This window comes from Phycisphaerae bacterium (genome assembly GCA_035384605.1).
In the GTDB taxonomy this organism is placed as follows: Bacteria; Planctomycetota; Phycisphaerae; order UBA1845; family PWPN01; genus JAUCQB01.
Map to the genome: position 1 here is coordinate 43,701 of DAOOIV010000017.1, position 18,897 is coordinate 62,597.

Genomic DNA, 18,897 nt, shown 5'->3' on the forward strand with positions numbered 1-18,897 from the left:
GCCCCGACGGAGACGACGTTCGTTGCTCGCAGTGCTGGAATACGCGATTGCGCGGCCCGGATGCTGTCCCCGAAGCGCCGGTACGAGACTGCTTCACCGGCTCACGTCATTGACCCCGCAGTCTCCAGGACCTGTTCGAGAAAAAACTGTTCCGGCGTGACCGAAGTCACGTCCCGGATGGGTTTGTTCAGGAAACGGCCGCCGACTTCGCGGAAGCGCTGAGGGTTGTCGCTGACGTAACACCGCAGACGCCCGGGGGCTGACGCATCACTCATAGCCTCCTCGCGAACCAGCAGGTCACGGGCGGCCAAGGCGGTAGCGCCGGCCGAATCGACCACAGTGGCATGGGGCATCTGTTTCGCAACTGCTTTTGCCACAAGAGGATAGTGCGTGCAGCCGAGGACGACCACGGCGGGGTCAAGATCTTTGACGCCCTCGAGGTACTCGGCTACGAGCATGGTCATGATGGGGTCGTCCCAGGTGCGGCCCTCTTCGATCAGGGCCACCAGGCTGGGGCATCGTTGCTGTGCGACCGGGATGTTGGGGGCCAAGGCGGCAATGGCCTTGGCGTAGGCATTGGATGCCACGGTGGCCTCGGTGGCTAAGACGGCGATGCCGCGTCCCTGGCATCTGCGAACGGCCTCTGCGGCTCCGGGCTCCACCACGCCCAGAACCGGGACGGGCATTTTTTCTTTAAGGTAGTCGAGGGCCAGGGCGCTGGCCGTGTTGCAGGCCACGATGACCAGCTTCGGGTCGAACCGCAGTAGAAAACTGCAATCCTGCTCGGCGAAGGTCAGAACGGTCTCGGACGACTTGGTTCCGTATGGCACCCGGGCGGTGTCGCCGAAGTAGATGACGGTTTCGTTGGGGAGCTGTTCCTGCAGCGCCCGGACGACGGTCAGTCCGCCCAGACCGGAATCAAACACCCCGATGGGACGATCATTCATGGGCTCCTCCTTGCCAGAGCAGGTTGCGAAATCCGCTGGTGGCAGAAACCCGCTTCCCAGTATTGAAAGGCCGGCCGGCGGCGCGTCAAGGGCGGGTCAGACGTCCTCCCTGCCCGGCGGCAGGCTGCGGGCAATCTGCCTGTGTTATGTATCGTTATTTCTGCCCGTCTGATTCAAGGCAAATCTGGCGGGAGCGGCGATCGTCCTGCCATATGGGTCAGAACTTGTAGACCACGTCGAACCCAGCGGTCATCTGGCAACTCTCGGCAAATGGTGCGTCGTTTGCCGACCAGTCGGCCCGGATCTCCGGGCGGATGCTCAGATTCTTCAGGATACGATCATTGGGGAACGGGGTGATGCTCAGGCCGGTGGTCAGCTCGAAGAACGTGCCGCGATAACCGGTCCTTACGCCATGGTTGTCGGTGAACCACTCGGCCCGACCAGTGGCGCTGAGGTAGTCGTTGAACGTGTAATTCAACCAATACCCCAGCCCATACCATGCCGAGTCGCGCACGCCCGGCACGTCGCGGTTCCCCAAGGCCTCCGGGACGTCATCCTGGAATCCGTAATCCGCATTGATGTGTTGGGTCAGCTTCTCCGTCCACCTCCAGGTCCAGACGACGTCCACGAGCACCCGGTTGCCTGGCCAGCCCTCTCCGGTCTGCTCGGGCCCGGCGATGACATTCACCGCCAGTTGCGAGCGAGGGTTGTCGCCCATGAGCTGCTTGCTGGACAACTGAAACCCCCCCATGAAGGTTGCACCGTCGTTGTTGTCGTCAAAGACATCCCATCCGCGCACCACCCCGAAGTAGGCGTAGTTGTCCGGGTCGAAGAAGTAGGTGAGTTTCAGTCCCGTATGTGACACCGGTTGGGCAAATGTGAACAGGTAACCACGAGAATAAAGATAATTAGCGGGTGCGGGAGTCACTTCAAAGCCGGCGGGTGTAAACCATTTGCCGAATATGACATCGAGGCCCTGCCCCGCGTCTCCGGTCTTGAACCACAACTCCCCATAACCCTGCAAGATGTCCGGTTGAGCCTCGTGGTTCTGCTTGTCAAGCAACCCCAATGAATGGGTCAGTCTGGCATCGGTGCCATAAAGGAAAGTGAACGTCCCGCCCACGTCGAAGCTCTTGCTCGTATCCACAGGACGGTCGAGGGAGAGCATCAACTGGTTGAGGCGCAGGTTCTGCGGCCGGCGGGAATCGAAGCCGCGCAGGGGGAGACCGGTGTTCTTGTCTCCCGGGCCGGTCAACTCAAAGGTCATTCCGGCTTCCACGTGGCCGTAAAGCCGCAGGCCCAGGTCTCTCATCGGCCTGCCCAGTGAGATGGCGTCCAAGCCGTCCATCATCAGACCGGGAGGCCAGTCCGCAGAGGCCGGCTGGGTCTCGGGAATTCCCTGTTCGCCGCCCCCCAGCGGGCGTGCGACCGCAGGTTCGAGGGTGTCGGAAACGAGCTGCGCCGGATCCATGCGGATCGCCTCCGGATCGGCGGCCACCGCCATCTGAAGACCGCCGATTGCCGACAACAGGACCAAAACCGACAGAACCAGCCGTATGTCGTTTGAGTTCATGAACGTGTCTCCTCGACGCCTTTCCGTGTTCGACGGTCACAACTGACCGTTCACTGCGAAACAGGAGGTGGTAGCCCTACCGGCAGGTACGATTCGCGATTGGGAACCTACGGCCCGGTAGGAATACCTCCTCGTCTTCTGCTCTTGAGCCGCCTGCTTGCTCCTCTCCGGTTGCATCAGGCAACATGCGTGCCAGCATTGATTGTTGGGTTGCCTGGTCGGCCAAGGCGAGGAAACCCGGCCGAGGCGGGTTTTCCAGAGTGCAATAGGGGGCATTTTATGTTGAGAGCGGGCGACGAGCGTCGCGCTGCCGTTCTTGAAGGCCCGTCCGGTTGATGAGAATCTTCGTCGCAACCAGATGCTCGAGACTCGACCCCTTTCAAAAAGCGGGACGGCATCAGCCAATGGCCGATGCCGTCCACAGAATGCTTGAGTCGACCCTTATCGCCGGTTCTGTTACAGATCCATCTGGAATCGGACGCCGCCCACCAGGGCCGTGTCCGCGTTGCCGCCACCCGGGTTGCAAATGATCTGGAAATCGGGGCTGATATGCAGCCAGGGGAAGACCTCGATGCTATAGTACATCTCGATACCGCTTTCCTGCACAATCCCGGCAGGCGCGAGCTGGTTGCTGGCGTTGCCGAAATACCAGCCGAGGCCGCAAGTATCGCGATCCCGCGTGGGAATCAGACCTTTGGCGCTGACGCCGAGACTGTAGAAATACTCGACGGGGTTGACATCCTTGTCGGCCCATCCAAACCGGCCGAAGATACCCACGCCCTGATCCGAGCCCTCCGACTCGGTCCAGAGGTACTGGTCGAAGTTGTACAAGACCGCAAGGTTGCAGTTCTGCATTCCGCCCGTATATGTGGGGGTGTCCTTGCAACTCGTGATCATCGCCACCCGCTGGTGACCAAGCTGGCCGAAAGGCTTCACGGTGAAATCCCATTCGTGCATGACGCTGGTGTTGGCGTCACCATGGAAGGCGGTATCAAACCCCGTCCGGGTGGCACTGCCGTCTGAATCGACCACCGCCGTTCGAATGGACCACCATTCGAACGGGTTGAAGACGATGCCGATCCCCAGCGTCGTGTAAGGAATAAACTGCGGAATCATGGGATAGTTGCGTAGCGCCACGTTCATGAACTGCGTTTCTTCGTTGTTCGCGAACATGTTGGTGTCGAAGGCTCGGGAACCATCAAGTTTCCCGGCCAGCAAGACCAGCTTGCCTTCGAACAGAACTTGTTGGTAGAAAAACTCTGAAAGAGTCATCTCGCAACTGTCGTCGCCGCCCGGCATGAGAGCATCCATGTTGGCGGGCATCAGACTGCCGACAAAGCGGTTGATCCCACGGCCCCACCGCGGCTCGCCGTGAAAGACAAACGTTCCGCCCGGCCAAAGACCCATCTTGCCCGTATCGAGTTTCAACTCAAGGCTACTCGATCCAGAATACTTGATGGCACTGTTCGTATCCGCTCCACCGTGCATGTTTTCCTGCACGATCTGGGTGATGCCCCAATCCAGGGTAATTCCCTTGTCAGCCAGGGCGGTACGGGCGCCGCCCCAATCGCCGGTAGCCTTGGACCACTCGGTCCAACTTCCGCCGTAGCCGGCCGGAGCAGTGGTGGGTTGCGCGATGACCATTGGGACGACAAACAGGACTACTAATGATGCCAGAAGCGTTCTCGCCATGTTCTATTCTCCTCAATTTCGAAGGGGCGCGCCCTTCCTCTGATCAGGACTGAAGAGCATGCGACTTTCCACAATTGTGTTGCTAAGCTGTCACGAGCCGGGTTCGCCGCGCCGAGCAAACACCGTTCGTTGCCGCATTGTGCGCGAATGCGCGAGACAACGCAATACCCTTGGGCAAAAAGACATATCGTTTTCCGCACATAAACCTGCCAAGCAATCGCGATAGGATGAAGGCGAAGAACCGTCTCGCATCTTTGGGACGGTTTTGCGGTGCGCGATACGCTCTTACAAGCTGACCTGTGATGCATTCTAGTCATTGTTGTAGCGGACGAGGTCTTTGCGCTTCGCCAGCAGGAGAGAGCTAGCGCCTTCGGACCCGGTTGGGAACATAAGTTCCGACTTCGCAAACTATTGCTGTCACAGGAACAAACATAAACTGTCAACCATTCTACGGTATGCCCATCTGATAGGGATCTCATTCGCACCCAAAGGTCAGCCAAAGGGTCTGAAAACAGCCTGATTCGCGTGTGTGTGAATCTTTAGAAGTATCTAACGCCTGTAATGGCGAAAACCCGCCAAAACGGCGCCGGCAAAGCCGCAGAAACCTCAAGGTTTGTAGCAATGAAACCGACACGGGATCTGACTTAGGCAGCATAGATGGTCTCCATATGGGACATCCGACTGAAACGCTTCGCTGGGGGTTGCGTGAAGTCTGCAGACGCACAAATGGGTGTCATTGGTGTTGCGGTGGCACGAAGGGGTGTTTGGCGCGCCTATCTGAACAACGCAGCGTCCGGCTACCCCAAGGCACCAGGCGTGATCGAAGCCGTTGTTCGCGTCTTATCCCAATCGCCGGAGCACCCCGGGCGGGCGACTGCGAGTGCTGAAGACGTCTTAACCGATTGCCGCATGAGGTGTGCTGCGTACCTGGGAGTCAGAAAAGCGAGTCGAATCGTACTGACCGCGGGAGCAACACAGGCGCTGAACATGGGAATCAGCGGCCTCAGACTGAAGCGAGGCTCTCTCGTGGTGACAACGGTAACGGAGCACAATTCCGTCTTGCGTCCGCTGAACCACTTGGTCAGGACCACAGGTATTCGTTTGAGCATTGTGGGCCTTGCCGAAGATGGAGCCTTGGACGCCGAGACAATCAGCAAGGAGCTTGAGCGCGAACCGGCGTTGGTGGTGTTCAATCATGCATCAAACGTGACAGGACGCATCAACGACGTGAGCCACTGGTTTTCGAAGGCCAAGGCTGTAGGCGCCGTTACCATGCTGGATGCCTCCCAAACGGCCGGACTCATTCCGGTTAACCCGGATGACCTGCACGCGGACTTGACGGCCTTTCCGGCGCACAAAGGTTTTCATGGACCGCCGGGCATTGGTGTGTTGTACGTCGCAGAGGGAATCGACCTGGAGCCGCTGATCGTGGGTGGGACGGGTGTCAGGAGCGATTTGCCGTATCAACCGGAAGACATGCCCGCGCGGCTGGAAGCGGGTACGCCGAACGTGCCGGCAGCGGCGGGGTTTGCGGCCGCATTGGATTGGGCGACCGGCCTGGATTCCGGCGCTCGCGAACGTGCCGAGAGGGTGGCGGTCACGCTGCGAAAGGGACTGTTGGAGATTCCGAACGTGAAGGTTTTTGACGGCAAAAGCGGCGCTCAGCAGATCGGCGTTGTCTCGTTTGTTGTGAAGGGGTGGACGGTCGAGGAAATGGGTTACGTCCTACAGGAATGCTATGGCATCGCCTGTCGAACGGGGCTCCACTGTGCTCCTCTTATTCATCGGGCGATCGGCAGTGATCCAGAGGGGACGGTTCGCTTCAGCACGTCCGCATTCACGAGTGAAGAGGAGGTTGCTGTGGCGCTTGATGCGGTCAGGGGATTGGCAGCTTGAGAATTATTGCGGTCCGCAAGATCGAAGATTGCTTTGACGGAAGCGGGGTTTACGGGTACGTGTTCGACGTTCCGTGGACTCCCGAAACGATCCAACTCCTTCGAACGCTGGGACCGGTTGACTACTTCTCCGAGTTTCCGCGACCGTTTTTCAGGCTGCGGACTGAGTGCGGTTGTCAGATCAAGGGGGTTGAGGGCGACTGCGAATGCCGCGCCATATACCCTCGTGACGAAAGAGAGGTGGCAAGAAAAGAGTTTGAACAGTTGTTTGATCGAGGTTCCGAAGCCTTCAGAGGCTCGGGTGATACGTAATGACAGGCCATATAAAAGAGAACAAAGGGGGTACTTATGGCACAAAAGCTGACGGCGTTCTATGAGTTCGTCGGCGCCAACGGCGGACTCGAAGCCAAGATGCGGTTGGCGATGATGACGGCCATACCGTCAAACAAAGCCGGCGAAGCGCCGGATTCGCCGGAGAACATCGCGAAGTTTAAGGATGCGGTCAAGAAGATCACCGGTAAGGATGCACCTATCGCATAGAAAGGGGAGGCGCTCATGCCAGTAATGGAAGAAACACAACTGATTCTGGATCACAAGTTCGATCCGCAAACCTGCCGGCACATGGTTAACGGCGAGCTGATGGTCATGCACTGCCACCACTTCATCACGTTGTACACGCAACTGGCGGAGGACTGCGGCATGCTTGACGGCAAGAAGCTCATGGCCGAGGTCGCCGAGGACACCTTCAACGAGATGCTCAACAAATACTACCGGGAGCACGAAGTCACCGACGTGACGGACCGGATCACAATTGCCGAGCAGTACTACTCGGCGATCGGCCTTGGTCAGATGAAGGTTCTGTGCGCGGGTGCCGATGGCGGTGAGGTCGAGCTGGTCCACTCGCATGTGGACGAGGGTTGGCTCAAGAAGTGGGGCAAACACGAGACCTCGGTGAACTACGTCACGTCGGGTTACATTGCCGGCCTGTTTTCGGCCGTGTTCGGTCAGCCGACGCGGCACTTCAACGCGGTTGAGACGCAGAGCATCGTGTGTGGTGCCAAGAGTTCGCGGTTCCAGGTCGTTGCGAACTGAGTGAAAGGAGACCTTAGCATGGCTATTGATCGTAAACGAGTCATTCAATCTCTATCGAAGATCCAGGTCGTAGGCAATGACCAAGGACTGATTCCGGCATTCGGCGTGCTGGTCAACCAGCTTCCCACGAAGTTCTGGAACGGATTCGGCGAACGGCTGACTCGCGGCGTCGGTCCCGATACGCTGGAAGCCGCCGAGTGGCTGCTGATCAACGCTGCCCACGAATGTGGTTACCACACCGGTCACGGCATCATCACCTCGGAAGAGTGGAAGTCAGTGGTAGCCCCGATGGTGGAGAATACCGAGGACGTTCTGCATGGTGCATTCGCCGTGTTCACCGCATGGGGTTGGGCCAAGAGCGAGATTGTCGAGCTGGTGCCGAACGAAAAAATGGTCGTTCGGGCCTACGACTACTACGAGCAGGACGTCGTTTCCTACGGGGCTTCAGCGAAGCCCAGTGCCTACATGATCCGCGGCGTCTGCGCCGCGTTCATGGATCTGGCTTACGGTGGCAAATACGATCCGACCGGCAAGACCGGCATGCGGACATTCACCTGCCAGCAGACCAAGGGGATCGAATGCGGTGACGAATACGGCGAGTTCGTCGTCACCCGCGCCGCTTGATCTTACGGTTCCGTCTTTTCTTGAAAGGGCCCCGAAGCCTCGTCATCACACGGGTGCTCCGGGGCTCTTTCTCGGGCCGGTGGTTCCGATTTGTTGACCTGATCGGGGAGCGAGTGAACGCAAGATCCTCGGCGAATCGTTAGCGCGCCACCCTCCATGTGAGCCGGTACATGCCTCCGGCCGTCAGCTTGAGGTCGAGCGGCTCGCCCAGGCGGGTTTTGCCGTCTTCGGAGAGGATCTCAAGGCGTCCCTCTGTCTCGCGGGCCGGAATGGAGATGATCTGCCGGTCCGGTCCGAGAGCACCAGCGACAGTGAGGGTGTTGCCTTGTCGGTCTGTGAATACGAGCTTCTTTTGCAGCCAGCGGGCGAAGAGGCGGTTGCGGTCGAGCGAGGGCACGGCCCCAGCGCCATAGACAAACCCGAGAAGCCGGTCGCCGTTGCTGACCCATCCGACCGCGACGATGTACTTGTCGGCGTCGCTGCGGCTGACGGCCATCTCGCGTTGCGGCTCGAATTCCATCCCGTCGCCGGAGAGCGCGTACCAGAGTCGGCTGGTGTTGGCGTGAAGGGCCATCAGATAGACAGGCTGACCATCAACGATGAAGTCGCGGACGTCGTTGACCATCATGGCGGCATCGAGGCTGACGCCGTCGTACGTGAAGCGGCGGCCGTCGTCGGATGATGCCCTGTGAACCTGCAGGCGGGCCTTGAAGTCACCGAAATAGAGGCGGTACTTGCCGTTTTCGTGTCGCAGCACGTTCATGCCGTTGATGTCGGCCGCGTCGTAGTTGGGATAGCCTTCGATCTGAATGATATCGCTCGCGGTCGCCGGATAGGGTGCCGGTTTGTCGTTCCAAGCTCTGCCGTCGGGGCTGGTGAAGATGGCCGGCTTGTTCTGGCCGTTGGTATCCGGATATGCCGTGCACGCCATACGAAAGGAACCGTCGGGCAGGCGGACGGCGTTGACATTGCACACGTGAATGAAGGTGCCGTGCTCGATCTCGATACGCCGTTCGCCGAAGTCGATGAAGTCCGCGGTGAACCGGCTGTAGATTCGGTCGTTGCCGGATTGGACGCCGTCCCAGGCCCCGTAGAACAGCCGCCATCCGCCGGGCACTTCGACCGGCGAGGGAGCGTAGATGTTGCGGAACCCGCCACCCTGACAAGGAGCCAGGAGAGGATGCCTGATGTCCGGCACCAGGTTGAGCGAGCCGGATCGCCAGATGGCAGGATCGAACGGGCCTGCCGAGACGCCGTGGATCTCGACCGTGCCCAACTCGGCCTGACCGGGAATCGCTTCGATCATCACCGGCGCGCCGATGGCGGTGGCGGGCAGAATCAGCAGAATGGCCATCGGCCAACGCAGCGGTCTTTCCGCGATCACGTTTATTATCCTCCTCAAGAAGCCGAGCCATATTAACCCCGGCGATGCATACTGCAACGCCGCGAAATGGAGATTGGCAAATGCGGGATTGGAAACGAAGGCTTTGTTAGCCCAAGTTGAACACTTGTGAGCCCAGAATCGCCTTGGGGATAGCGTCAGGGCCGTTTATGTTCGAGAGTCGTGACTGCATTTTGCGGTCCTCTGCGAGTTCCGAAGCATCCGCTGGTCGTGGTCAGCGACACATCCAGTTGCCACTGTAAGCCTGTATCCCTTCACGATGTTAGCAAATGCTGAGGTCGTGACTGCACGGCCTTGGCGAAACGAAAACCGCACCCGCAGCCGCGCTAGTGCAGTTCGACACCCCCAAAAAGACCTGGAATCGCCTTGGGCGGTTCAACTTGGGCTAACGGCATCATTCTTGCGCTGATCGGCATTCTTGTGCTGTTGCCCCCTGGTGGAAAAGATTGAGTCGGGCAAGGTGCTGATGAACTTGATTGCCGGCGTGGTGATGACCGCCGGCGGCCTTGCCAGCCTGTTATGGGGACTCATGCACACCCCCCGGCCGGAGGCCTGACACTCGGTCCGGACGTTATCATCATGACTCCTGCCTGTGGTTGACATTTGCGGATGCGTCCAAGAACCCGTTGGCTCTTGGGTGTGCGAGCACGGAATCACCGTGCTGGTTCGGGCTGCCACTGATCGCATGGAGGAGGTGGCCCTCTCTCCACGTGAGGCCAACAATCAGGCGAGCTTTTGCCTGATCCACTCGGTCGCCAGGGACAGAGCTTCAGGTATGCCTCCGGGATTGACTCCGCCGGCCTGGGCGAGGTTGGGCTTGCCGCCGCCGCGGCCTTCGATGGCCGGGACGATGTTCTGGATCAACTCGCCGGCCTTGAGACCTTTCTTGACCAAATCGTCGGTCATGGCGGCAATAAGCATGGGCTTGCCATCGTTGCAGACCGCCAAACAGACCGCGGCCGACCCGGCCTGGGTCCGCAGCCAGTCGGCGGCCTCACGAACCTGTTCAATCGGTACTTCGGGCAATTCGCCGACGATGATCGCAGTTCCACCAGCCCGTTCGGCCTTATCCAGAAGCTCCTGTCGGACGCTCTTGACATCAGCGGCCGCTCCCTTGGCCAGTTGCCGGCGCAGTTTCTTGATCTCTTCCTGGAGTCCCGCGATACGATCGGGCAACTGGTCATAGCCCGCCTTCAGGATGCCGGCCACCTGGCGAGCGGTTCTTTCAAGCTGCTGCACTGCCTCGACCGCTCGCGGGCCGGTGGCGGCGGTGATACGGCGAACGCCCTTGGCGATGCCTTCTTCACCAAGGATTTTGAAGAAACCAATCTCGCCGGTCCGGGACAAATGCGTCCCGCCGCAGAATTCGGTTGAGAAGCCGTCACCGATGATGATCACGCGAACGGTGTCGCCGTACTTGTCGCCAAAAAACGCCCGCACCCCCGGCAGCTTCCTTGCCTCGTCGATCGGCAAAACGCGAGTGGTCACCGGCAGATCGGCGCAGACTTTCTCGTTGACCAGTCGTTCGACTTCCTGAAGATCCTCATGCGCAATCTGGCTGCCGTGGTCGAAGTCAAATCGCAGGCGGTCCGGATCGACCACCGACCCGTGCTGTTTCACGTGGTCGCCGAGCACCCGGCAGAGAGCCCAGTGTAGCAGGTGCGTCGCAGTGTGGTTCTTGCGGGTCAGATCTCGGGCGGCGTCAACTTCGAGCCGGGCCGACTGACCGGCCTCGATTCGGCCGTCGGTGACCGTGCCGATGTGAAGGATGCCGTCGCCAAGCTTCTCCGTGATCGCCACGTCAAACACGCCGGTGCCGGTGATGATCTTCCCGGCGTCGCCCACCTGTCCGCCCTGCTCGGCGTAGAAACAGGTTCGATCCAGTACCACGGCCACCTCGCCGTCGTCGGGCGACAGCGAGCCCGAGCAGACGAGCGCGTTGTTCTTCACCCAGCCGACAATCTTAGCCTCGGTTTGCCGCCCGTCGTACTTCGGGGCGTCATCGGTGACCGGCAGTTCGCCGTCGATGGCCACCATCACGTGCTTCTTCGCCCCGGCCCGGGCCTTCTCCTTGGCCTCGGACATCAGACGAACAAAACCCGCCTCGTCGACCCTGATGCCGCGTTCGCCGGCCATCTGGACGGTCAGGTCGATCGGAAAGCCGTAGGTGTCGTACAACTTGAAGGCGTATTCCGCCGAGATCGACTTGCCGCCGGCGGCAGCCTCTTCGAACAGAGCGATGCCACGATCGAGCGTGCGTCCGAAGCCGGCTTCTTCGTCGCGAATCAGTTCGGCCACCTTCTCCGGACGTTCTTTCAGTTCGGGGAAAACGTGCCCCATGGTCTGCACGATGGTCGGCACGAGCTTATAAATGAACGGCTCGTGCCGGCCGAGCTGTTGACGACCGAAGCGGGCCGCGCGCCTCAGCAGGCGGCGCAGGACATATCCGCGGCCTTCGTTACTGGGCTTGGCGCCGTCGGTGATCGCGAAAGTCAGCATTCGGGCGTGATCGGCGATCACGCGAATAGCGATGTCCGTGTTCGAATCGAGCCTGGCGGTATAGCTGTGTCCGGTCAACTCGCAGATTCTATTGATGAGGGGAGCGAACACGTCGGTGTCGTAATTACTCCTCTTGCCCTGGAGCACGGCGACGATCCGCTCGAAGCCCATCCCGGTGTCCACGTGCCTGGCCGGCAAGGGCGACAGTTTGCCGGATTCGTCGCGGTTGAACTGGATGAACACCAGGTTCCAGATTTCCATGACCCGGGGGTCGCCGGAGTTGACCAGACTCTCTCCTGAGCCGTCGGACGTCAGGTCGATGTGAATCTCGCTGCACGGGCCGCATGGTCCGGTGACGCCCATTTCCCAGAAGTTGTCCTTTTTGCCGAATCGCTTCACGTGGGCCGGATCGATATCGGTCACCTCGGTCCAGAGCCGGGCGGCCTCATCGTCGGCCGCGAGCTTCTCCTCCGGATCACCGCCGAAGACGGTGGCGTAGAGGCGATCCTTGGGCAGGCCCCACACTTCGGTGAGCAGTTCCCACGCCCAGGCAATGGCCTCGCGCTTGAAGTAGTCGCCCAGCGACCAGTTGCCGAGCATCTCGAAGAAGGTATGGTGGTAGGTGTCGCGGCCGACCTCCTCCAAGTCGTTGTGCTTGCCGGAAACCCGGATGCATTTCTGCGTATCGACCGCCCGCTTGTAGGGCCGGCTGCCGGTACCCAAGAAAACGTCCTTGAACTGATTCATGCCCGCGTTGGCGAACATGAGCGTCGGGTCGTCGATGGGCACCACCGGCGAGGACGGAACGACAGTGTGGCCCCTGCCCTCGAAGAAGGCGATAAACTCTTGTCGTATCTGGTCTGCCGTTCGATACTCCATGAATGTTTCCTGTCCGGCGAAAACCGCCCTGGAAACCCGGCGGGCCAAGCAGCCGTAAGCCTCGCCCTCGTCAGGGGTTCCCGGGTGCCGGGACAGGGTATTCTAGCCGAACGAAGCCGGATCATGAAGTGGGACCTCAGGCGGACGACGGTTTGGTGTCCTCGGCAGATGCGTAGCCTTTCGTGGGCTTGTTCGGGTCAGGGCTAACCACCGGTCGGGGCAACACCGTGCCTCGGTGGTCGAGCTGAAGCGGCAAGACCCGCCGACCCTACGACCCATCCGCCCAGGGCCCCCAGCCCGCTTTCTTCCATCAAGCAACCGTCCGGCGCTGTTTTCGCAAGTGGAAGGACGCTTTGATCTACAATCGGGCCGAAGGAGCCGGGGATTCCGGCTGTGGTGCGGTGACGACTTTTGCGCAAACCCGTCTCCGGCTTTATCGCCAGGACTCTGAGGTTGCCGGCAGAGCGGTGGTTCAGCTAAGAATATCCGTGCCAAAACAACCGAGAACAACGCATACGGTCTTGCGTTGTTGAGAAGGGCGAGATACACTCATCGTGTATCGAGCTCTTCGATGATCTCTTATGCCATCTCGGCGATACGGCATATTTCTCCGGAGGCGAAACGATGAGAAGCATACCGATCTCCTTCCTGTGCGTACTGTTCTGCCTCTCCGGCAAGGCAGCGGGCGAGTTTACGGCTTACAATGATCTAGCAGGAAGCAGTTCCGGGAATGTGACGGCCATCAATCTCTCGCAGTCAGGCCTGCTCAAAGATTACGAAACCGGGATGGATACGCCGGTCACACTGACCGTGGAAGGCTCTGAGGTCGCATCTGATACCAAGAGCGTAGACGATTTTCAGGACGGTGACGCACTCGTCGAGTTCGGAACGATCGTCAACAACGACGGTTACATTCGTCACCGCGATCAGCCGGCCGGTAATCCAAACTCCTGGGTGACATGCTCCTTCAGCGGGCTTAATCCCAATCGCCTTTACACGGTGGTGATTACTGGTAGCCGCGGCACCCTGGCAAATGCGTACCCGAGCCGCACGGCCATTTTCAGCATCTCTGACGTTGAGTCCTTCGTCAATGAGAGTTCTGCCGGCGCACCCTGGCGGGGAGAGGACTGGGTCGAATTCAACACCGGTCACAATAGTTATCAGAATGAGGGGTTCGTGGCCAGGTTTACGAAGATCCGATGCGGTAACGACGGGGATATGACGATCCGGGTGGCCCCCGGGCCGCACAACGCTCAAATCGACCCCGCTGACATAGGAAAATGGTACCTGAATCAGCTCAAGCTCGTCGAAAGCGGCATGCCATGCAACACGCCTTTTGCCGACTCTGACGGCGACGGTGATGTTGATCAGGCGGACTTTGCCGTTTTCCAGATGTGCCTGACGGGCGTCGGCGGCGGGGTGCCGGCGGGGTGCGAGTGCTTCGACCGCGACGAGAACGGGGCGGGAGACGGCGACATCGACCAGACGGACTGGGATCGGTTCGAGGCTTGTGCCACGGGCCCTGGCATTGCCTCCGATCCTGAATGCGAGATCGCCCGGGCCCAGCCGTAGTCCGGCAACCCGCGATGCCGGTTTGGCAAGGCGAACGCCCGATTCCGCAGATGCCTGACCAGCAACGGGTTACGATTCGCGACCCAGGGTTGTGGGGGGGTGCCAGATCCGCTCTTTTCTTAGAAATAGATTGCAGTGGGAGCAACGGCGCGGTAGGATAATCGCGTCCGATCTTGTGTGCTCAGAAGGCGCTATTACCCTGATAGTCGTGGCCGACGGGGGTGTCCTGTCTGGCCGGCTACAACTCGCACGCCTGCCCGGCGAGCGGCCAAAGCGCAAGGTCACCAGGCAAGAAGCTGATGCAGCCTGAGCGCTGGAAGATCGGATGTTACACATCTGTGGAGCACGTAGGAGCGATTTCGTGGCCGCGTGGCCGGCGGTGTATGCGGCTTTGCCTTGAAAGGAGGAGAATATGAAGATCTCGGCAGGCGTATTACTGGGTTTTGGCTTGTTGTCCTTGAACCTGGCCCACGCCGACTTTGTTGCGTACAACGACCTCGCGGGGTTTAGCCCGCCCAACGCCACGAGTATCGGTCTTAATGGCTCAGGACTGCTCAAGGACTACGACACGGGCACAAATACCAGCGTCATGCTCCAGGTGAGCGGATACCTGGTTTCCACGCTAAGCAAGCCCGAAGTGCCTGACTACTTTGGCGGGGGTGACGCCCTCGCTGAGTTCGACCAGAAGATTATCAGCGACGATTTCATCAAGGAATCTGCGGATTCCCCGGATGCTTGGGTCAATCTGGACTTCAGTGGCTTGGATCCGAACAAGCTTTACACGGTGGTGGTGACCGGCAATCGGGGAGCAAACCCCAATCGCACGGCGAAGTTCGCGATCTCGGGTGTGGATTCTTTCGTCAATCAGAGCTCGATCGGTGCTCCCTGGATAGGCCCGGACTGGGTTGAGTTTGACACCGGCGTCAATACGGACACGGGCTATGTGGCCAAATTCGCCGACATCCGTGTGGGCAGCGATGGACAGATGCGCGTCACTGTGACCCCAGGACCACACAACGGGGACCGCAACAAGTTCTTCCTCAACCAGTTGAAGCTGACGGAAATACCGGAACCGGGCGCCCTTGGGATGCTTTGCCTCGGCGGCCTGCTCCTGATGCTTCGCCGTCGGTAGGGTGGGGGCGCCGCGCCGCAACAACAACGACCGAAAGGGGCCGTCTGAACCGGGCGGCCCTTTTCATGCATGGTCAGGCATCGCTTGGGCTTGTCTGATGCAGGGAAACTGACAAATGGACTCACTGTTCCGCCACCGTCGCCTGTCAGCCGGTTTGCCTATTGTTGCCGCGTTTGCAGTCCTGGTCGACCGGCCCGTCGTCGCTCGAGCCAACCGCGGGGCTCCGTGGGCCATGCACGTGATCGACAACTCCCTCTCCGGGGCGGATGGCGTGCGGCTCGCAGACGTCAACGGTGACGGCCTGCCGGATATCACCACGGGATGGGAAGAGGGCAACGCGGTCCGCGCGTATATACACCCGGGCCATGCGGCGGTCACGACCGCCTGGCCGGCGGTTACCGTTGGACAGGCCGGCAGCACTGAAGATGCCGTTTTCGTCGACTTGGACGACGACGGGGCCGTCGATGTGGTAAGCGCCGGCCAGGGTAGCCAGACGTTGTTTGTCCATTGGGCCCCCGCCAACCCGGGCGACTACCTGAACCCCGGTCTGTGGGAAACAGTAAAGATCCCAGCGTCGATAGGCCATGGGTGGATGTTTACCGTTCCCATGGATGTGGACGGGAGTAACGGAATCGATCTGGTGTCCGGCGGCGAGGGTACCGCGCCCAAGATCGCGTGGTTCGAATGCCCGGCAGGCAACCGGCGCAACCTGGCCGCCTGGAACATGCACGTCATGTCCGAGGTCGCTTGGACCATGTCGCTCATACCCTACGACGTCGACAACGACGGCGACGGCGACGTCATCGTCACCGACCGGTACAATAACGCCGGCCTGCAAGGTGCCCGCTGGCTGGAGAATCCCGGCACCGGCAGCCCGCTGCAGATGAGTCCGTGGCCTAACCATTTCATCGGTGCACAAGGCAAGCAGGCCATGCTCAGTGTGATCGAGGATCTCGACCGTGATGGACTGGATGACCTGATTGTCCCAACGCAAGGCGTCGGGGGGCTTTCTTTCTTCCGGCGAACAGATCGGGTCTCGAATTCCTGGAAGGAATATCCCATAGCCAAACCTCCTGATACCGGCGCCGCCAAGGGCTGCAACGTCGGCGATATCGACCTTGACGGTGATCCGGACATCGTGTTTTCCTTTGCCGCGGCTGCCAGTCCCTTGTCCGGCATGGTATGGCTTTCCTACGCTAACGCTCCCACCGATCCTGTCTGGCAGGATCACGAAATCAGCGGACCGGCAGGCGAAAAATTCGACATCGTTGCTCTTGCGGATCTGGACGGCGACGGCGATCTCGACGTCATCACTACCGAAGAGAACGAGCCGCCCAACAGCCGCGGTCTGGGTGTGATCTGGTATGAGAACCCCACGATCACTCCCTTGGACACGGACCACGATGGAGTGCCTGACGCCTCTGACAACTGTCTGCTTGTTCCCAACCCTTCTCAAGAGGATCTTGACGAGGATGACATCGGTGATGCGTGCGACGATGATGTCGACGGCGACGGCGCACTCAACACCGGCGACAATTGCCCCACCACGTCCAACGCTGATCAAGCGGACGCTGATGCGGACATGGTCGGGGATGTCTGTGACCATTGCGCAGGCACAATCCCTCATTCACCAGTTGATGCAACCGGATGCCCACCCCCCATCCCCGGCGACTGCGACCGGGATGGCGACGTCGATCAGAAAGACTTTGGCCACATGCAGGCCTGCCTCAGTGGCCGGGGCGCCGTGCAGGCACTGCCTGATTGCCAGAAGGCGCACCTCGACGCGGATGACGACGTAGATGAGGCGGATATGCTCGTCTTCCACCGATGCATAAGCGGTCCCGATGTGCCGGCCGATCCGGGCTGCGCGGAATGAAGTCTGTCGGTCACCCGTTACGCATAGCCGAAAGGTGCTGCAACTGGTCTGCTGAATCGCGCGGGCCTATATTGTCTCATCGCGGGTCGATGATGCGGCACCGAACGATGTAGCCCGCAGCCGAGACCCTTTTCGCTTTAACTCTGTTCAGGGCAATATCTTGGATGCGCACGGCTGGTGATTCCGGGAGTCCAGTTTGACAAGGAGTGACACGATGCCAGACCTCGCCAAGGCCGGTATTGGAACCAGATGCCTTCACGCCGGACAGGATCCGGACCCGACGACGCTGTCCCGGGCGGTGCCCATTTACGCAACAACCAGCTACGTGTTCAAAGACACCGACCATGCTGCCAACCTCTTTGCGCTCAAGGAGTTCGGCAACATCTACAGCCGTCTGATGAACCCGACGAACGACGTCCTGGAGAAGCGCATGGCCGCGTTGGATGGCGGGGTTGGCGGCTTGGCGGTTTCCAGCGGGCAGTCGGCGATCTACATCGCGATCTTCAACATCTGCCACGCCGGGCAGAACTTCATCTCGGCGACCAGCCTCTACGGCGGGACCTGGACGCTGTTCACGCAGACTTTCCCCAAGCTGGGGATCACGCCCAGGTTCTTCGACCCATCGCGGCCGGAGGAGATCCGCGAGCTGGCCGACGCCAACACCCGCTGCGTGTACATCGAATCGATCGGCAACCCCAAGAACGACGTGCCCGACTACGCCGAGATCGCCAAGGTCGCCCATAGCCTCGGCCTGCCGGTCATCTGCGACAACACGGTGACGACGCCGGTCTTGCTGCGACCCTTCGACCACGGCGTGGATATCAACATCTACAGTTGCACGAAGTTCATCGGCGGCCACGGCACGCACGTCGGCGGCTGCATCGTCGATTCGGGCAAGTTCGACTGGACGGCCGACCGCAAGAAGTGGCCCGAGTTCTGCGAGCCCGACCCGTCGTATCACGGCGTGGTCTTCGCCGATGCCCTCAAGCCGATCGGCAACATCGCGTACATCATCAAGTGCCGAACGCACTTCCTGCGAGACATGGGCAGTTGCATGAGCCCGTTCGCGGCGTTTCTCTTTATCCAGGGACTGGAGACGCTGCACCTGCGGATGGCGAGGCACTGCGAGAATGCCATGAAGGTCGCCCAGCATCTCAAGGGCCACCCGGCGGTGCAGTGGGTCAACTATCCGGGCCTGCCGGATCATCGAGACCACGCGCACGCGAAGAAGTATCTGCCGAAAGGGTGCGGCGCGATCCTCGGCTTCGGCATCAAGGGCGGGCTGGAGGCCGGCAAGAAGTTCATCAACTCGGTCAAGCTGCTGTCCCACCTGGCCAACATCGGCGATGCCAAGTCGCTGTGCATCCACCCGGCCAGCACGACGCACTCGCAACTGACCGAGCAGGAGCAGGCACAGACCGGCGTCACGCCGGAATACGTGCGACTGTCGATCGGCATCGAGGACGTCGAGGACATCATCGCGGACATCGATCAGGCCCTGGCGGCATCACAGTAAAACGAGCCGGTGGCTTTACCCCAGCGTTGCATACGGCAACGCCGGGGAATGCAGAATTGTGAATGTAGAATTGAGAGTGAGCCGTGTTTTGCCGTTGCCCATGAACCTCACCACCGGTGAACTCCGGAAGCAGCGGTGATTCTCGCTGGCCCCAGAATCCATTGCTGCTGGCCCCAGAATCCATTCTGGGGCCTTGGG

At 60.2% G+C, this 18,897-nt stretch carries 14 protein-coding genes; 9 read left to right on the forward strand and 5 right to left on the reverse strand.

Annotated features, from left to right (window positions below; all coding sequences use genetic code 11):
• Positions 1 to 101: 101 nt before the first annotated feature.
• The 3 genes from murI to PLL20_06470 form a co-directional block, all read right to left on the reverse strand.
• The gene (gene murI / locus PLL20_06460) at positions 102 to 947 is read right to left on the reverse strand and encodes a glutamate racemase (protein HPD29617.1); all 846 of its coding nucleotides are present in this window, start codon (positions 945 to 947) and stop codon (positions 102 to 104) included.
• Positions 948 to 1,164: 217 nt separating this feature from the next.
• Positions 1,165 to 2,520 (reverse strand): outer membrane beta-barrel protein, encoded by a 1,356-nt coding sequence (locus tag PLL20_06465; GenBank protein ID HPD29618.1) that lies wholly within the window; start codon positions 2,518 to 2,520, stop codon positions 1,165 to 1,167.
• 456 nt (positions 2,521 to 2,976) lie between these two features.
• Positions 2,977 to 4,212 (reverse strand): carbohydrate porin, encoded by a 1,236-nt coding sequence (locus PLL20_06470; GenBank protein ID HPD29619.1) that lies wholly within the window; start codon positions 4,210 to 4,212, stop codon positions 2,977 to 2,979.
• Positions 4,213 to 4,938: 726 nt separating this feature from the next.
• Between PLL20_06470 and PLL20_06475 the strand changes: the two genes are divergently transcribed.
• The 5 genes from PLL20_06475 to PLL20_06495 are packed head-to-tail and all read left to right on the forward strand — an operon-like array spanning position 4,939 to position 7,823.
• On the forward strand, positions 4,939 to 6,108 hold the full coding sequence (locus tag PLL20_06475) for an aminotransferase class V-fold PLP-dependent enzyme (GenBank protein ID HPD29620.1): 1,170 nt from the start codon (positions 4,939 to 4,941) through the stop codon (positions 6,106 to 6,108).
• The gene (locus PLL20_06480; protein ID HPD29621.1) at positions 6,105 to 6,419 is read left to right on the forward strand and encodes a hypothetical protein; all 315 of its coding nucleotides are present in this window, start codon (positions 6,105 to 6,107) and stop codon (positions 6,417 to 6,419) included. The genes PLL20_06475 and PLL20_06480 overlap by 4 nt, the downstream gene beginning before the upstream one ends.
• Positions 6,420 to 6,455: 36 nt before the next feature.
• The gene (locus tag PLL20_06485; protein HPD29622.1) at positions 6,456 to 6,647 is read left to right on the forward strand and encodes a hypothetical protein; all 192 of its coding nucleotides are present in this window, start codon (positions 6,456 to 6,458) and stop codon (positions 6,645 to 6,647) included.
• 15 nt (positions 6,648 to 6,662) lie between these two features.
• Positions 6,663 to 7,199: a 4-vinyl reductase gene (locus PLL20_06490; GenBank protein HPD29623.1), complete on the forward strand. Its 537-nt coding sequence runs from the start codon at positions 6,663 to 6,665 to the stop codon at positions 7,197 to 7,199.
• Positions 7,200 to 7,217: 18 nt separating this feature from the next.
• Entirely contained in the window at positions 7,218 to 7,823 is a 606-nt protein-coding gene (locus PLL20_06495; GenBank protein ID HPD29624.1) for a hypothetical protein, read from the forward strand.
• Between the two features lie 139 nt (positions 7,824 to 7,962).
• Here PLL20_06495 and PLL20_06500 read toward each other — a convergent pair whose 3' ends face one another.
• Positions 7,963 to 9,207, reverse strand: coding sequence for a hypothetical protein (locus PLL20_06500; GenBank protein ID HPD29625.1), 1,245 nt, complete (start codon positions 9,205 to 9,207; stop codon positions 7,963 to 7,965).
• Between the two features lie 741 nt (positions 9,208 to 9,948).
• A complete protein-coding gene (alaS, locus tag PLL20_06505) occupies positions 9,949 to 12,603 on the reverse strand; it encodes an alanine--tRNA ligase (protein HPD29626.1) in 2,655 nt (884 codons plus the stop codon).
• Positions 12,604 to 13,227: 624 nt separating this feature from the next.
• On the opposite strand from alaS, the gene PLL20_06510 reads away from it, so the two are divergent.
• From PLL20_06510 to PLL20_06525, 4 genes are all read left to right on the forward strand, one after another.
• On the forward strand, positions 13,228 to 14,175 hold the full coding sequence (locus PLL20_06510) for a hypothetical protein (GenBank protein ID HPD29627.1): 948 nt from the start codon (positions 13,228 to 13,230) through the stop codon (positions 14,173 to 14,175).
• 412 nt (positions 14,176 to 14,587) lie between these two features.
• Positions 14,588 to 15,307, forward strand: a complete 720-nt coding sequence (locus PLL20_06515) for a PEP-CTERM sorting domain-containing protein (GenBank protein ID HPD29628.1) — start codon at positions 14,588 to 14,590, stop codon at positions 15,305 to 15,307.
• A 115-nt stretch (positions 15,308 to 15,422) separates the two neighbouring features.
• Positions 15,423 to 17,183, forward strand: coding sequence for a VCBS repeat-containing protein (locus tag PLL20_06520; protein HPD29629.1), 1,761 nt, complete (start codon positions 15,423 to 15,425; stop codon positions 17,181 to 17,183).
• Between the two features lie 214 nt (positions 17,184 to 17,397).
• Positions 17,398 to 18,699, forward strand: a complete 1,302-nt coding sequence (locus tag PLL20_06525) for an O-acetylhomoserine aminocarboxypropyltransferase/cysteine synthase (protein HPD29630.1) — start codon at positions 17,398 to 17,400, stop codon at positions 18,697 to 18,699.
• Positions 18,700 to 18,897: the final 198 nt, after the last annotated feature.

What these genes read in the sequence shown, in the direction of transcription:
- murI (HPD29617.1), bottom strand. Translation starts at nt 947, where the DNA reads ATGAATGATCGTCCCATCGGGGTGTTTGATTCCGGTCTGGGCGGACTG.
- PLL20_06465 (HPD29618.1), bottom strand. Translation starts at nt 2,520, where the DNA reads ATGAACTCAAACGACATACGGCTGGTTCTGTCGGTTTTGGTCCTGTTG.
- PLL20_06470 (HPD29619.1), bottom strand. Translation starts at nt 4,212, where the DNA reads ATGGCGAGAACGCTTCTGGCATCATTAGTAGTCCTGTTTGTCGTCCCA.
- PLL20_06475 (HPD29620.1), top strand. Translation starts at nt 4,939, where the DNA reads ATGGGTGTCATTGGTGTTGCGGTGGCACGAAGGGGTGTTTGGCGCGCC.
- PLL20_06485 (HPD29622.1), top strand. Translation starts at nt 6,456, where the DNA reads ATGGCACAAAAGCTGACGGCGTTCTATGAGTTCGTCGGCGCCAACGGC.
- PLL20_06490 (HPD29623.1), top strand. Translation starts at nt 6,663, where the DNA reads ATGCCAGTAATGGAAGAAACACAACTGATTCTGGATCACAAGTTCGAT.
- PLL20_06495 (HPD29624.1), top strand. Translation starts at nt 7,218, where the DNA reads ATGGCTATTGATCGTAAACGAGTCATTCAATCTCTATCGAAGATCCAG.
- alaS (HPD29626.1), bottom strand. Translation starts at nt 12,603, where the DNA reads ATGGAGTATCGAACGGCAGACCAGATACGACAAGAGTTTATCGCCTTC.
- PLL20_06510 (HPD29627.1), top strand. Translation starts at nt 13,228, where the DNA reads ATGAGAAGCATACCGATCTCCTTCCTGTGCGTACTGTTCTGCCTCTCC.
- PLL20_06515 (HPD29628.1), top strand. Translation starts at nt 14,588, where the DNA reads ATGAAGATCTCGGCAGGCGTATTACTGGGTTTTGGCTTGTTGTCCTTG.
- PLL20_06520 (HPD29629.1), top strand. Translation starts at nt 15,423, where the DNA reads ATGGACTCACTGTTCCGCCACCGTCGCCTGTCAGCCGGTTTGCCTATT.
- PLL20_06525 (HPD29630.1), top strand. Translation starts at nt 17,398, where the DNA reads ATGCCAGACCTCGCCAAGGCCGGTATTGGAACCAGATGCCTTCACGCC.